This is a genomic window from Nocardioides sp. P4_G10, assembly GCF_056401175.1.
Genome location: NZ_JBFUJV010000001.1, coordinates 311,479 through 326,223, shown reverse-complemented (window position 1 = coordinate 326,223; position 14,745 = coordinate 311,479). Strand labels below are relative to the sequence as shown.

At 65.9% G+C, this 14,745-nt stretch carries 9 protein-coding genes and 1 other RNA gene; 6 read left to right on the top strand and 4 right to left on the bottom strand.

Annotation, left to right across the window (positions count from 1 at the left end; all coding sequences use genetic code 11):
• Nucleotide 1: 1 nt before the first annotated feature.
• Nucleotides 2-1,777 carry a hemolysin family protein gene (locus tag AC1DP1_RS01575; RefSeq protein WP_477505343.1) on the top strand — a complete coding sequence of 592 codons (1,776 nt, stop codon included), beginning with the start codon at nt 2-4 and terminating at the stop codon, nt 1,775-1,777.
• A gap of 69 nt (nt 1,778-1,846) precedes the next feature.
• Nucleotides 1,847-2,217: a transfer-messenger RNA gene (gene ssrA, locus AC1DP1_RS01570) on the top strand.
• Nucleotides 2,218-2,357: 140 nt separating this feature from the next.
• Here ssrA and AC1DP1_RS01565 read toward each other — a convergent pair.
• Both AC1DP1_RS01565 and AC1DP1_RS01560 read right to left on the bottom strand, forming a co-directional pair.
• Nucleotides 2,358-4,292 carry a transposase gene (locus tag AC1DP1_RS01565; protein WP_477505342.1) on the bottom strand — a complete coding sequence of 645 codons (1,935 nt, stop codon included), beginning with the start codon at nt 4,290-4,292 and terminating at the stop codon, nt 2,358-2,360.
• A gap of 92 nt (nt 4,293-4,384) precedes the next feature.
• On the bottom strand, nt 4,385-6,445 hold the full coding sequence (locus tag AC1DP1_RS01560; protein ID WP_477505341.1) for a hypothetical protein: 2,061 nt from the start codon (nt 6,443-6,445) through the stop codon (nt 4,385-4,387).
• A 198-nt stretch (nt 6,446-6,643) separates the two neighbouring features.
• Here AC1DP1_RS01560 and AC1DP1_RS01555 point away from each other — a divergent pair, with 198 nt between their 5' ends.
• From AC1DP1_RS01555 to AC1DP1_RS01540, 4 genes are all read left to right on the top strand, one after another.
• Complete coding sequence (locus tag AC1DP1_RS01555; RefSeq protein WP_477505340.1) at nt 6,644-7,051, top strand: hypothetical protein; 408 nt, start codon at nt 6,644-6,646, stop codon at nt 7,049-7,051.
• Nucleotides 7,052-7,425: 374 nt separating this feature from the next.
• A complete protein-coding gene (locus AC1DP1_RS01550; protein ID WP_477505339.1) occupies nt 7,426-9,171 on the top strand; it encodes a type I restriction-modification system subunit M in 1,746 nt (581 codons plus the stop codon).
• Nucleotides 9,168-10,385: a restriction endonuclease subunit S gene (locus AC1DP1_RS01545; protein WP_477505338.1), complete on the top strand. Its 1,218-nt coding sequence runs from the start codon at nt 9,168-9,170 to the stop codon at nt 10,383-10,385. The genes AC1DP1_RS01550 and AC1DP1_RS01545 overlap by 4 nt, the downstream gene beginning before the upstream one ends.
• Nucleotides 10,378-13,491 (top strand): type I restriction endonuclease subunit R, encoded by a 3,114-nt coding sequence (locus AC1DP1_RS01540; RefSeq protein ID WP_477505337.1) that lies wholly within the window; start codon nt 10,378-10,380, stop codon nt 13,489-13,491. The genes AC1DP1_RS01545 and AC1DP1_RS01540 overlap by 8 nt, the downstream gene beginning before the upstream one ends.
• 56 nt (nt 13,492-13,547) lie before the next feature.
• Here the strand turns inward: AC1DP1_RS01540 and AC1DP1_RS01535 are convergent, their stop codons facing one another.
• Together AC1DP1_RS01535 and AC1DP1_RS01530 are read right to left on the bottom strand one after the other, a co-directional pair.
• A complete protein-coding gene (locus AC1DP1_RS01535; RefSeq protein ID WP_477505336.1) occupies nt 13,548-14,399 on the bottom strand; it encodes a hypothetical protein in 852 nt (283 codons plus the stop codon).
• 49 nt (nt 14,400-14,448) lie between these two features.
• On the bottom strand, nt 14,449-14,745 hold the full coding sequence (locus tag AC1DP1_RS01530; protein WP_477505335.1) for a DUF7701 domain-containing protein: 297 nt from the start codon (nt 14,743-14,745) through the stop codon (nt 14,449-14,451).

The window sequence follows — 14,745 nt, the reverse complement described above, 5'->3', positions numbered from 1 at the left end:
GGTGGAAGCCGGTACGTGGATCGACGTCCTGCTCGTCCTCGCGTTCATCCTGGTGGGCGGTGTGTTCGCGGCGACCGAGATCGCGCTGGTCTCGCTGCGCTCCGGACAGGTGGAGCGCCTCGACACCCAGGGTGGCCGCGGCCACGCGGTCGCCTCCCTCGCCCGCGACCCCAACCGGTTCCTCTCGGCCGTGCAGATCGGCGTCACCGTGGCGGGCTTCTTCTCAGCCGCCTTCGGTGCCTCGACGCTCGCACCGTCCTTCGCGCCCGTGTTCGAGGGCCTCGGCACCCCGGCGCCCGACACGGTGTCGCTGATCGTGACCACCCTCGTCGTGTCGTACCTGTCGCTCGTCCTCGGTGAGCTCGTGCCCAAGCGGCTCGCGCTGCAGCGCTCGGTGGGGGTCGCCAAGCTCTTCGCGCCGCCGCTCGGCAAGTTCGCCACCGTGATGACACCGGTCATCTGGTTGCTGTCGCTCTCGACCAACCTGCTCGTCCGCCTCCTCGGCGGCAACCCCGACGCCGCCGGCGACGAGGTCGACGAGGAGGAGCTGCGGATGATGATCTCCGGCCACGAGGACATCCCCGAGGGCGAGCGACGACTCGTCGACGACGTCTTCGAGGCCGGTGACCGCTCGCTCAGCGAGGTGATGAAGCCCCGTGGCGACGTGGTCTTCCTCCGCGGCGACATGAGCCTCGCCGAGGCGGTCGCCGTCATCGTCGAGCAGCCCTACACCCGCTACCCGGTGACCGGTACGTCGTTCGACGAGGTGCTCGGCTACCTCCACCTGCGCGACGTGCTCGGGCGGGCGGACGACAGCTCGACGCCGGTCGCCGACATCGCCCGCGAGCTGCCGGTGCTGCCGCGCACCAACCGGGTCCTGCCCTCCATCGACCAGCTGCGCAGCCTCGGCGCCCACATCGCCCTCGTGGTCGACGAGTACGGCGGCACCGACGGCATCGTCACCCTCGAGGACCTCATGGAGGAGCTCGTCGGCGAGATCCACGACGAGTACGACACGGACGCCGAGATCGCCGCGTCCCAGGACCCGACGACCGTGGACGCCGGGCTGACGATCGAGGAGTTCGCCGAGCGGACCGGCGTCGCGCTGGAGGACGGTCCCTACGAGACCGTCGCCGGCTACGTGCTCCACCGCCTCGCGCGGATGGGCGAGGTCGGTGACTCGGTGGTGGTCGAGGACCGTCGCCTCGAGGTCGTCGAGATCGACGGCCACCGCATCACGCGCGTACGCCTGGGCGCCGCGCCTGCCCAGACGGGCGAGCACGGCGACCCTGACGGGAAGGAGGAGCGGCAGGTCGGGCCGACGGCGCAGCAGCAGGCGTTCGCGGAGTACTTCGGCAGGTGGGGGCTGTTCCTGCCCGACGACGCCGTCGCCGCGCGGCGTGACGGGCACCTCAGGGGGCAGGGGTGGTCGGTCCGGTTCCGCTGGCGCGACGACGGGACGCTCCTCGTGCGCGCAGACCACCGGATGACGGACGAGCAGCTCTACGGGATCGCACCGGACGGGAGTCACGTCCCGACCGGACTCGAGGCTCCGCACGGCGGTGTCTTCACCGCACCGGGCGCCACGGAGGCCGAGAAGGCCGACGCGAACGCACGGCACGCTGCTGCCTGGGGCGACTACGCCCGGGCCGTCCGCGAGGCCGGTCTCGACTTCGACCACGACGTCCCCGCCGACCTGGCGGTGGGCAACGACCGCCAGCTGTGGCGCCTCGACGACGACACGTGGCACTCCGATCCGCTGCGCCCGACGGAATAGCGTTCGCGATCTGTCGGTTGGGACCAGTAGGCTGGAGCCGTGGGCTCGGGCCTGCTTGACAACACAAGAGGGGCTGATCGGTTTCGACTTGGGACGTTAGTTCCAGGGGAAGCGGGTCGAGAAGCCAGCGTCATCTCGTAAACGATCGCTGGAAATCCATAGTTGCCAACACCAATCGCAACGACTTCGCTCTCGCTGCCTGAGCAGTGATCGAAGGGTCTGACCGGGCACCCGTCTCCGTCCCGGATCCAGGCCTCATCTAGGGGACTTGCTGGTCACTCTCTGTCAGGAGGGGTGACCGGGACTCAATCCTGACTGGGCCTGTCGGCGACGTGTCTGTGCGAGCGCCGGGGCCGAGAAAAGCGACAACACTGACTGCACCCGGAGAAGACCTGGATCGACGCTCGAGGACCGGGGTTCGATTCCCCGCAGCTCCACTCGGAGGGCTTTCCCGAAATGGGCCTGAACAGTTTCCCGAAATGGGGACTGCTCGGGAGACCTCCAACAGCCCCAGCAGAACGACGAGAGGGCCCCAACCACGGTCGTGGTTGGGGCCCTCTCGTTGTTGGGCCAAGAGTCCTCAGGCGGCCGTCTGCTCGAGTCGCTCGACGTGCTCGAAGACCTCGTCGCTGCGTAGGATCAGGCTCTCGATGACCTCTCCGTCGAGGGGGTGGTTCATCAGCGGGCTGTCGATCCGTTCTCCGGACTCGCGGCTGTGCTTCTCAAGGATGCGGATGTTGTAGCAGGCGGCTGCCGCGGCGACGGCCAGCGTGACGAGCGGCAGTCCGACGACCTGGACGAACCCGCGCCGTACGTCCTCGGTGCCGCGGTTCTTGATGTTGCCGAAGACTGCCTCGACGGCCGAGCGCAGGGCATAGGCGAGCTCCCACTGCTCGCTGCCCCAGTAGTCCTCCTGCAGGTACTTCATCGGGGTACCGGCCTCGATCTGGATCGTCTGCTGGATGCAGCAGGCAGGCAGCTGCTCCCCGGCCTCAGCCTGGGGAGGGTTGGGAACTACGGGAGTTCCGACCTGCCGCGCCAAGGCGACGGTGCCCTGACGCAGGGGGCAGCCCACGGTGCCGGCGACCGCAGGGCACTGCCACCGGGTGACACCCACCTTGGGGTCGTCCTCGCCCGCGGCCGTCTTCGTGGGCGATGCCAGGGGACCCTTGACCATACGCAGGGCGAACTTCTCCCGGTAGGCGATCTGGTTCCGGAACTCAGCCTGCTCCGTGGGGTCGTCTGAGGGAGTCAACGCCTCGAGGTGGGGCGCCATGCCGGGGCAGTGCGGGCGGCCGTCGATCACCTTCGAGCCGTACTGGTCCATGGCGCCGGGCTTGTCGACGCGCAGGTCGAGGACTTGGTGGACCCGACGCCGCCAGAGCTCCATGGCCCACCGGTCGTAGCGCTTGTAGCCGTAGTGACGGTCACCGATGAGACGGACGAACGCGGCCCGCTCCCGGATCTGGTCCACGAGCCGCAGAGACACGTCGACGATGTCGGCGTTCGCGGGAGTGAGCTCGAGCGCCTGGATTATGACGGGCAGCGGCACCTTGCGAGCGGGGTCGTTGGTGCTCACGATGACGTGGGCCTTGTAGCCGTAGATCCCGATCTGCGCCCCGCTCTTGGCGGTCTTACCACCCCAGGCGGCGTCGGGACAGAGCCACGATGCTGGATTGCGTCGCTCGGCCTCTTCGTCAGCCGCCGCGAGGATGTCCGGTGCCTCCTGGACGTCCGGCTTCTTGATGGAGGCGTCCCGCGGGAGCGCTTGGGTGTTGTCCTCGTCGGCGAGGGGACGGTCCTGGCCGCCTTCCTGGTGTCGAGAGCCGCGTGGGGCCTTGGACCATGCCCAGATGCTGGTGTCGTCGATGGCGTAGGTGCCGTGGCCGACGTCGATGAGATGCGTTCCCGTCAGCAGCCGGGTGACGATGTCGTTCACCACCGCGTGCCGCTCGGCCTGCCGCTCTCGAAGGAGCGCCTTCTGGGCCTCGTCGGGGAGGCTTCGCCGCTCCGCGTTGGTGAGGCAGTCGGTGGTGTAGGAGAGGTTCTTCCCGAGGCCCTCGGTCATCGTGTACAGCTGCTTGCGGGTGAGCTCGCGGACCTTCTTCTTGTTCTCGTAGACCACGATCCCGAACTTCAGTCTGGTGTCGAGGGGCAGGGAGTGCGCGATGACGTACATCTGCTCGACGGTTGCCTGTCCGGTGGTGAAGACCGCGGTCAGCTGGAGGGCGTAGTAGAGCGCACCGTCCAGTCCCTGCTTCTTGCGGCCGCGGTTCGAGCTGCGGCAGTGGCGGTCCAGGAGCTCACCGACGCCGGTGGACTTCACGAGCCAGTGGTGGCGGAGGAAGGCCGCGTCGAGCTGGGCAAGCAGGTTGGGGTGGAGACGAATCTTGGCGGAGATCGTGGCGGAGATCTTGGCCTCCTCGGTGTCGTGCGTCGCGATGAGCGGCGCTAGATCGGGGTCGATTCCCTCTGCGAAGTTCGAGTCGTCGGGGCTGGGGGTCGAGCTGGACACGGGTGCGATTCCTGTCGTCTTGGTTGAAGGACGACCGGGACCGTGAGGACCGGTGATGTGGATGCCAATCGCCGCACCCACCGGGCCAGCCGTCAGCGGAGAACCGCTGCGTCCGCACCCGTCGGCAGGTGTTCCAGGAGCTCGACGAGGGTCCGGGCTGTCGTCAGGCCGGCTGCCTGCAGCAGGACGTTGAGGGGAGTGGTGCGCTGCAGGTGCGTGGCCAGCCACGTGGAACGCAGACGCGCCTGCGCGAGCTCCGGCACCTCCTTGCTCAGCACGGCACGGGCGAAGACGCTGGCGGCCACGTTGGCGCGTTCCGCGTCCCGGCCGAGCAGGAGATGTCCTCGTCTGGCTCCCTCGAGTCCGATGCGGACCATGTCCTCGTACTCGCGCAGGACCCACACGGTGCGGTGATTGCGCTTCTCGGTGTTGTCCTTGCTGCGGCGGAGGTTGGTGACGTGGACCTCGATGCCCTTGTCCGGGCCGTGGTCTGTCACATCGCTGTCCCGCAAGCGCTTGATGTCAGTGGAGTCGATGCCTGCGCCTGCGCCGAGGCCGACCAGCAAGCACAACTGCCGCACCAGCTGCCTCGTGGGCTGCACCTGGGCCACCCGTCGGATGACCGCCATCTCCGAGAGGCTGTACGGCGGGGCGACGCTGCGGTGAGCCAGCGGCGGCCCCTTGACCGGTGCATCGTCGGGGTGGATCTGGTCAGCCATCGCCATCAAGCGGGAACGCCGGGTCTGACGCGTCGAACCGCCAGCGTCGACCAACACTTCGCGGTCGTAACGGCCGACGTTCGTGCGGGTGAGGGTCGAGGGCTCCAGCGGAAGCGCGACAGTGCGTGCCCAGTGGAAGAAGTAGGCCAGGTGGGTCACGTGCTTGCGCATGCTGTCTTCCCCACGCACCGACGAGGCAGCCAACGTGGCCTCGACGGCACCCTTGAGCTCGTCCCAGTGCGGGCGGACGGCCGCCTCGAGAGGGATGTAGACCTCGCGGATGTAGGTCCGCATGGACTCCGGCATGGAGTCCGTCCTGGTCTCACGCTCGGCAGTGGCCGCGGCGAGGGCCAAGCGCATCTGGCGGGCCGAGGGCTTCCGGCGGCGGCGCGCCGAGGCGGCCGGCTGGGTTCCGTTCTCAGGGTGGGACTTCTCGGGTGACGAGTGGTGCGGGTCGGTAGACACGGTGGGCGAACCTCCGAGTGTGGGGTGGACGGGTGCCTCGACCTCGGTCGTGCCGAGGTGGTCCTCACTGTGCTGCCGTAACGTCCTGGTGCAGTCGCCGCGGAGGGCGGCATCGTCGTTGCTCGCTCCGACCCCGGGGCCTGTCCCTTCGCGCAAGATCTCGCGGTAGACCTCGTCGTCGACCGCCGGCAGCAGGGGGGTTGCTTGAGTGGCAGCGCGGCGAGTCGCTCCGAGGCTGTGCAGCACCGCCGACAAGGGGGCGCACATCGGGTGGCTGAGCGCGTGCACGTGCTGGGTGCGCCGCACCTGCGCCTTGGTCAGGTCGACCCCCAGCTCCTTGGCGACCACTCGTGCATGTGTCCACGCGGCGGCGCTCACCTCGTCGGGGCTCTGGAGGGAGGCAGCGAGGACCGCGTCGCCCTCTGCGGGCGTCGTCAGCAGGGACCAGGTCTCCTGGGTGTAGACGGGGGAGGGCCTGCGGGTCGACGCGGACTGGTCCGCCGTGATCGGCCGCCGGTTCTTGGTCTCCGATGCCTTGCTGTTCTTGGCCTCGTGCGTGGGGTATCCGGCGTCGAGTGCGGCGCGGGCCTTCAGGACGCGGCGTACGCGACCGCGGATGTTGCCGAGGGCGCCATCTCCGAGGCTGGTGGGGTTCGCCCGCATGAACCGCTGGAGCGAGTCCTCGGACATCGCCTCGTCAAGGTCGTTGACGAGCGGCAGTGACCACGCCAGGAGTTCTAGGACGGCGCTGGCGATGCGTCGCGCCTCGGTGACACCGGCGGCCGGCGCGGCCGAGATCCAGGGCTCGAGGCGGTCTCGGTGCGTCCTCCATACGGCCGCGGCGCGCTCGCTGCTGGGGTTGTACCCCTCCGCCCAAGTGCTGAGGTCGCCCGCGGCGCGGTCGTGCCAAGCCCTCGCGGTGGGGCGGGTCGAGGGGACGGTGTTCGGGGTCTGCTTCTGCCTGCTCACGCGACGGACGGTCCCGAGTGGCTCGGACAGCGCCAATCACTGCCACCCCTCCGTGCAATGCGTGCGGATGCCGGCTCGTTCTGCCTCTTGCGAGGCGAGGAGCAGCACCGACAGTCGAGGGCGGGTCACAAGCGATTCAGACCCCCGCAGACGTCGGGGCAACGGGTCCCGATGCTGCGGTGAGCCAGCTGGAGCCACATGATGAAGAACCAGCCGTCACAGCTCGTCCTCACGGGCGTGACCAACACCGGCCCCGTCAGGGGCGCCGTCCGGTCGTTCGCCGCGGAGGTGGTGCTGATCCGCAACTGGGTGGAGATCATCCGGCAGTGCGCGATGGTCACCGCCCACGGCACGCTCGGGGGCAAGCTGCCCGGATGCGAGGAGCTCCTGGAGCTGCTCGAAGCCACCGAGGCAGCCATCCTCACCGGTGTCCACGAGGGGGCTGCCCTCCTCGACCGAATGGCCGCGTGGGAGGCGTCCCTCCTGCACGTGGCCCCCCACGTGCCACCGACGCACTGCCTGATCTGCCAACGCGCCAAGTCGATCCCCGACGCGATGCCCGCCGAGTACGCGTGGGCGATGCGGGTGGTCGCCGAGGCATCCTGAAGTAGACCCGAGGGGTCGGAGAACCAGCTGGTTCTCCGACCCCTCGTTGTGCGTCCGTCCCTTCGCGGCAGTGACTGCGCGTTCGTAGGTCGTGCCGAACCATGGAGCTCACTGGCCGGGCACGGTCCTCTCGAGGCAACACCCGACTCAGCAGGAATCTTGAGAACTCAACAGAGCAACCAACGCGCGAGCGCACGAGCGGGCTGCAGACGACAAGAAGGAGGTGATGCGTCGTCGTGTGCCGCCCTTCTCTGGGCTTCCGCAGCAGGTGAGTTGGGGATGGGACAAGATGAGGCCATGTCGAACCTCGGACACGCCAGCACACGATCGAGTGAGCGTCAGCAGACGCCTGGAACCCGTGGCGAGGCAGCCCGTTGAGCACGCTCGGCAGTTTCATCTGGTCCATCGCCGACCAGCTCCGGGGGCCGTACCGGCCCAACCAGTACGGCACGGTGATCCTGCCGTTCACGATCCTCCGCCGGCTGGATTGCATCCTCGAGCCCAACCGCGACACCGTGCGGGAGTTGGCCGCGAAGTTCGACAATCCGAACCGGCTCAAGGTCGAGGTCACCAAGGCCACAGGCCGGCCCTTCTACAACACCTCGAACTACGGGTTCGCCAACCTCCTCGCCGACGCCGACGGGCTCGCGGACAACCTCACCGACTACGTCGACCGGTTCTCCGCTGACGTCGACGTGTTCGAGTACTTCGATTTCAAGAAGGAGATCCTCGCCCTGGAGAAGGCTGGCCTCCTGCGCGAGATCGTGAAGTCGTTCCGTGCCGTCGACCTGCACCCGGACATGGTGTCGAACGCCGACATGGGAGACGCGTTCGAGTACATCATCCGCAAGTTCAACGAAGCCGCGAACGAGACCTCCGGCGACCACTACACGCCGCGCGACGCGATCCGACTGCTGGTCGACCTGCTGTTCGCCGAGAAGGACGCCGACCTGACTGAGTCCGGCATCATCCGCACGCTGTATGACCCTACCGCCGGCACCGGCGGGATGCTCTCGCTCGCTGAGGAGCACCTACTCACCCAGAATCCAGGTGCGCGGCTCACCCTCTACGGCCAGGAGTACAACCCGCAGTCCTACGCCATCTGCAAGTCAGATCTCCTCGCGAAGGGCCACGACGCGACCAACATTGCCTTCGGCAACACCCTCACCGACGACGCCTTCCCAGGCCGCCGTTTCGACTTCAGCATGTCGAACCCGCCATACGGGGTCGACTGGAAGCAGTACGCCAAAGCCATCACCAAGGAACGCGACGAGGCCGGCCCCTACGGCCGGTTTGCCCCGGGGCTTCCGGCCACCTCTGATGGCCAGATGCTCTTCCTCCTGCACCTGGCCCACAAGATGCGCGCACCCGAGGACGGGGGCGGCCGCGTCGGGATCGTCATGAACGGTTCGCCCTTGTTCAGCGGAAGCGCCGGCTCAGGACCCTCCAGCATCCGCCAGTGGCTGCTGGAGAACGACCTGGTCGAAGCGATCGTCGCGCTGCCGACCAACATGTTCTTCAACACCGGGATCGCCACCTACATCTGGATCCTCGACAACAGCAAGCACCCCGACCGCAAGGGGCTCGTGCAGCTCATCGACGGCACCTCGTTCTGGACCAAGATGCGCAAGAATCTTGGCTCCAAGGGCCGCGAGATCAGCGACGCCGACCGCGCCCAGGTGGCCCAGCTGTACGCCGACTTCACCGACGCCGATTCCGACTACTCCAAGGTCCTGTCCAACGACGAGTTCGGTTACTGGACCATCACGGTCGAGCGACCTCTCTTCGACGAGGACGGCAGTCCGGTCGTTGATCGCAAGGGCAAGCCCAAGCCGGACAGCAAGAAGCGTGACACCGAGAACGTGCCCTTCACCTACGGTGGGTCCACCGCAGGCGCCGCGGGCAAGACCGAGGTCACCCGGGCCTACTTCGACACCGAGGTGAAGCCGCACGTCCCTGACGCTTGGATTGATTGGGCCAAGACCAAGACCGGCTACGAGATTCCCTTTACCCGCCACTTCTACAAGTACGTCCCACCCCGCCCCCTCGGCGAGATCGACGCCGATCTGGAGAAGCAGGTCGCCAAGATTCTCGACTTGCTGCGCGAGGTCGAGGGATGATCTTGTCGTGGGCCGGTGCAGCGGAACTGCCGCAGGTGCCGTTCGGTCGACTTTTCCGCCGACTCGATCGCCCTGTACCCGAGGGCGCGGAGATAGTCACTGCCTACACCGACGGACAGGTCACACTCCGCACCAACCGAGCCAAGATCGGTTACCACGAGGCAGCCGATCTCTCGGGATTCAAGGGGGTTGAAACTGGCGACTTCGTGGTGCATGGCCTCGACATCCTCCGAGGGTCGGTAGGCATTGCCGATTCATCGGGCGCCATCACGGCGGTCTGCACGGTGTGCTCGCCCCTCGTTGAACTGGACCCTCGATACGTCGCTCATGTGATCCGCGTCCAGGCGAAGTCGGGATTCGTGAGGGCGTTGGCCCGCGGTATCCGCGAGGGTGGCGCTGACTTTCGCCGCTGGGGGACACTCGCGGAGCTTCCGATTCCTATGCCCCCGCTCGGGTATCAGCGTGCGGTCTGTGACTACCTCGACCGCGAGACCGCCCGCATCGACACCCTAATTGAGGAGCAGCAGCGCCTGATCGTGATGCTCCGTGAGCGTAGGCAGGCTGTCATTGATCACGAGATCAGTCCGCGAAGCGGTGCTCCGCTGGTCGCGCTCCGCGGCCTAGTGGCAGCACCAATCAGCGCAGGAGCGGACGAGACAAGTGATCCAGCGAATCCGGCGTGGTGGCCTCGGTTCATCCGAACCACCGACATTGCTTCGTTGACCGAACTGGCTCCGGAAAAGCGTGTGACTGCCAATCCGGAATCCACAGCCGACTCGATGCTCGCTCGCAATGACCTCGTGGCTACGCGCGCTGGAGCAACAATCGGCAAGACCTACATCCATCTCTCGGACGATGCAGCTTCTTACGCCGGCTACCTTGTCCGCATTCGTCCGAATCCTGCCAAAGTGGTGCCGATGTATTTGGCGTATTGGTCTCAGTCTCGGCACTACCTGGACCAGGTGGCCGTTGGAGCCGTGAAGTCCACTATTGAGAACTACAGCGCCTCAAAGTATCGGGCGACAAGAGTTCCTGTTCCTCCGCTCGAAGAACAGCGCCGCATCGCGGCTTACCTCGACGCGCAAACCGGGAAGATTGATGAAACGATCGCCCAGACTCAGCGCTTCATTGAGTTGTCGAAGGAGCGTCGATCGGCGTTGATCACGGCGGCTGTGACGAGGCAGCTCGACATGCGGTCGTGGCGTGATGGCTGATCACAATGAGGTGGTCTTCGAGACCGAGATCTGCAGCCACCTAACTACTCATGGGTGGCTGTACTCGGCAAACGATGCCGGTTACGACCGGGAGCGGGCGCTCTTTCCCGAGGACCTGTTTGCATGGCTCGAGGAGACACAGAAGCCGGCGTACGAGAAGGCGTTGAAGGCRGCCGGGTCGGAGGCGAAGTTCCTCGACGTGCTGACCACTGTGCTGGACAAGCCGCTGGACCACGGCGGTGGGACGTTGAACATCTTGCGCAACGGGGTGCAGTACATCGGCGGCGGCCGGCTCAAGATGGCTCAGTTCCGGCCCGAGACGACGCTGAACGACACGACGAACGCCCACTACGCGGCGATGCGCGTTCGGGTGATGCGGCAGGTGCATTTCTCCACCGCCGACCAGCGCAGCATCGACCTGGTGTTCTTCGTCAACGGGCTCCCGGTGGCGACGGTGGAACTGAAGACGCACTTCGCGCAGTCTCTGGACGAGGCGATCCAGCAGTACCGCAGGGACCGGCACCCCCTCACCAACGGCCGGCCGGAGCCGCTGCTGTCGTTCGGACACCGAGCGCTGGTGCACTTCGCTGTGTCAAACGACTTGGCGGCAATGACTACGAAACTGGAGGGGGAGAAGACCCACTTCCTGCCGTTCAACACGGGATTCGACGCCGGCGCTGGCAACCCGCCCGGCACGGACGGAAAGTCGGCGACGGCATACCTGTGGGAGCGGGTGTGGGAGAAGGACGCCTGGCTCACCATCATCGGCCGGCTGATGCTCGTGGAGACCAAGGAGGAGTGGGACGTCGCCACCGGCACCTCGGTCCGCCGCACGAGCATGCTTTTCCCCCGGTTTCACCAGTGGGAGGCCGTCGCGGACATCGTGGCCGCCGTCGCCGAAGAAGGTGTCGGTCAGCGGTACCTGATCGAGCACTCAGCCGGCTCGGGCAAGACCAACACCATCGCCTGGACCGCGCACCGGCTGGCCCGACTGCACGTGGACAACAAGAAGGGCTTCGACTCCGTCATCGTGGTCGTCGACCGCACCGTGCTCGACGGGCAGCTCCAGGACGCCATCCGTCAGCTCGACGGCAACAAGATCGTCGCCACCATCAGCCCCGAGGACGTCCGCAAAGCCGGCGCGAAGTCCAAGTCCAGCCTGCTCGCCACGGCGTTGAAGAACGGCGAGCTGATCATCGCGGTGACGGTGCAGACCTTCCCGTACGCCTTGGAGGAGATCCGCGCCGACGCCGGGCTGAAGGGCAAGAAGTTCGCCGTCATCGCCGACGAGGCCCACTCGTCGCAGTCCGGGCAGATCTCTTCCAAGCTCAAGCAGGTCCTGACCGCGGAGGAGCTCAAGGAGATCGAAGACGGCGGGGAGGTCGACGTCGAGACGATCCTCGCTTCGGAGATGACCGAGCGGGCCGAGTCGCCCAACATCTCTTACCTCGCCTTCACTGCTACCCCGAAGAACAAGACGCTGGAGCTGTTCGGCCGCAAGGGCCCCGACGGCAAGCCTCGCGAGTTCCACTTGTACTCGATGAAGCAGGCGATCGAGGAGGGCTACATCCTCGACGTCCTCAAGGGTTACCAGGCGTACGAGACCGCCTTGAAGATCGCCGGCAACGTCGAGGGCGAGGGCGAGGTCGAAGAGGGGGCCGCACGCAAGGGGCTGATGCGGTGGGTGCGGCTGCATCCCACCAACATCAGCCAGAAGGTGCAGATCATCGTCGAGCACTTCCACACCAACGTCGCTCACCTGCTGGAGGGCAAGGCCAAGGCGATGGTGGTGACGGACTCCCGCAAGGCCGCGGTGAAGTACAAGAAGGCCATCGACGCGTACATCGTCAAGCGCGCGGCCGAGGATGCTTCGTACAACTACCGGATCCTCGTGGCCTTCTCCGGGGCGGTGAGGATGGACGAGGACGAGGTCTGGGCATCCGACTGGGGTCCGGCGCCTGGCAAGGACGACGAGTTCACAGAGGCCAACATGAACCCCGGTGCCGGCTCTGATCTGGCGGCGGCGTTCAAGGGCGAGACCTACAAGATCATGCTGGTCGCCAACAAGTTCCAGACCGGGTTCGACCAGCCGCTGTTGTCGGCGATGTACGTCGACAAGAAGCTGTCCGGCGTGACCGCCGTGCAGACCCTTTCGCGGCTCAACCGCACCCACCGCACGGCGTCGGGGGAGCAGAAGCGCAAGACGTTCGTCATCGACTTCGTCAACAAGCCTGAGGACATCAAGGCCTCCTTCGAGCCCTACTTCAAGAACGCCACCCTGGAGACCGAGACCGACCCTTACGTCGTCGTGCACCTGGCCACTAAGCTCGCCCAGGCCGGCATCTACACCGAGGACGACGTCCGCAAGGTCGCCGAGCTGTGGGTCACTCGCAAGGGCAACAACGCGCTCTCCGCAGCGATCAGCCCCGCACAGCACGACTTCGCACGCCGCTACGCCCGTGCTCTGGAGGAAGACGACAAGGTCACCCTCAACGCCCTCGACCTGTTCCGCAAGGACGTCTCCACCTACGTGCGGCTCTACGACTTCATGAGCCAGATCGTCGACTACGGCGACCCCTACTTGGAGATGCTCTCCATCTACCTGCGCCTCCTCGAACGCGTCATCGACGACTCCTCGTGGGCAGCAGCGGTCGACCTTTCCGACGTCGTCCTCGTCGGCATCAAGCACACCAAGAGCACGCAGGTCGACATCTCCCTGACCGGCGACGGACAGCTCAAGGGCATCAGCGCCGCCGGCACCGGCGCCAAGAAGGAGCCCAAGTACGTCGCGCTACAGGTCGTCATCGACAAGATGAACGACCTCTTCGGTGCCGAGTCCTTCACCGAGTCCCAGGTACGCGAGTTCGTCAACGGCCTCGTGCAACGCCTGCTGGCCTATCCGGACCTGGTCAAGCAGACCCAGGTGAACTCCAAGAAGCAGTTCCTGGAGTCCCAGGACTTCCAGGCCGCCGTCACCGAAGCAGTCATCGACAACCAAGGCGCCCACAACACGATGGCCGACTACTTCTTCAGCGACGGCCCCGGGATCAACGGCGTGATCATCGCCTTGGCGGACGCCTTCTACGAGGAAGCGGTCGCCCAGTAGCGCGATTCGGCCGGGTGAGCTCCCTGACGAGGTCTCGGCGACTCACCGCCAGGGCGTCAGGTCGTACGTGCCGCGAGGCCGCGGAGCCGAGTCGCGACCTTTGCCTGCAGCTCTGAAAGACCGGAACCTGTGGGAGAGTAGATCGACGCGCGAAGTCCCTGCAGATCGAATGGGATGTCGCTGATCTGCTGACCGATCTGGATAACATCACGCCCTATCGTGTGGGCGATCCCGGTCTCGTAGAAGACGTTTGCGTTCCGTCCTGAATAGTCCGCCACAACCACCCGAGACCGCCAGATTAGACCCACGACATCGTCCATGATTGCGTCGTTTTCCCAGATGTCGTCAGCCCGTTGGCAACGCAGACCGGCCGAGGCCGCTGCGGCCGCAAGCGCGGCGTAGACCGAATCGAACTCCGGTGCAAACGGCATCATTACGGCTACTAGGTCGTCCTCGCGGGCAGATCCGACCGGAAGATCGAAGACTCGCGGCGACGGAATGACATCGACGATGACGGTCCGCACCATTCGGTGAAGATCCACGTCCTTCACTGCCCAGTGCGTTCGAGTGAACTCCCACTTAGAACTGATCCCCAAGTGCTCGGCACTTTGGACGACGTGCTCCACCGGTATGGCTGGGAACGCGGGGTCGGGAATGAATCGAAAGCTGACGGCTGGCTGGCGGCCAGCGCGGCGTGTAATCCCGTCAAGGTGACCGACTCGAGCGACCTGACCTGACTCACTCTCTCGAGTTTCCGGCATGATGAGTGTCGGGAGGTTCGCCACGCGAGTAGGGTCGAACTGGTTGTCTGGCTTGATGTAGGAAACGATTGTGTCCTCGGTGTGCTCGCCGACACGATCTTCTGATACGACATCGTCGCCCGTGAAGCCAATGAGCAGGTTGTACATCTGACTCCCCATACCTGTCAGTCGAACGTGACGTAGTTCCGCCGACGGGCTAGTCGTGATCGCCGTTCCGTCGCAGTGCGACGTCATGAATGGCCTGTAGGAAAGGTAGGTCCTCCGACTGGACCTCGGGTGAAAGGTCCTCAAAAGGAACTAGCGATTCATGCCCCGGATCTCGATCGCTCATCCACACCGACCAAGCGTCATGGACGTCGCGAGCGCTGGTCCGCGGACCGCAGGTGCGTACCAGCAGTGCGTAGAGCAAGAACAAGCGGTCTGAGTCTTCCGGTGTGTCGACTTTCGCCGGAAGTGACTCGCGAACAGCCGATGCGAGCTCGTCGAGATACAC

Excerpts from the sequence above, each read along its gene's own strand:
- AC1DP1_RS01555 (WP_477505340.1), top strand. The coding sequence starts at position 6,644 with ATGATGAAGAACCAGCCGTCACAGCTCGTCCTCACGGGCGTGACCAAC.
- AC1DP1_RS01545 (WP_477505338.1), top strand. The coding sequence starts at position 9,168 with ATGATCTTGTCGTGGGCCGGTGCAGCGGAACTGCCGCAGGTGCCGTTC.
- AC1DP1_RS01535 (WP_477505336.1), bottom strand. The coding sequence starts at position 14,399 with ATGTACAACCTGCTCATTGGCTTCACGGGCGACGATGTCGTATCAGAA.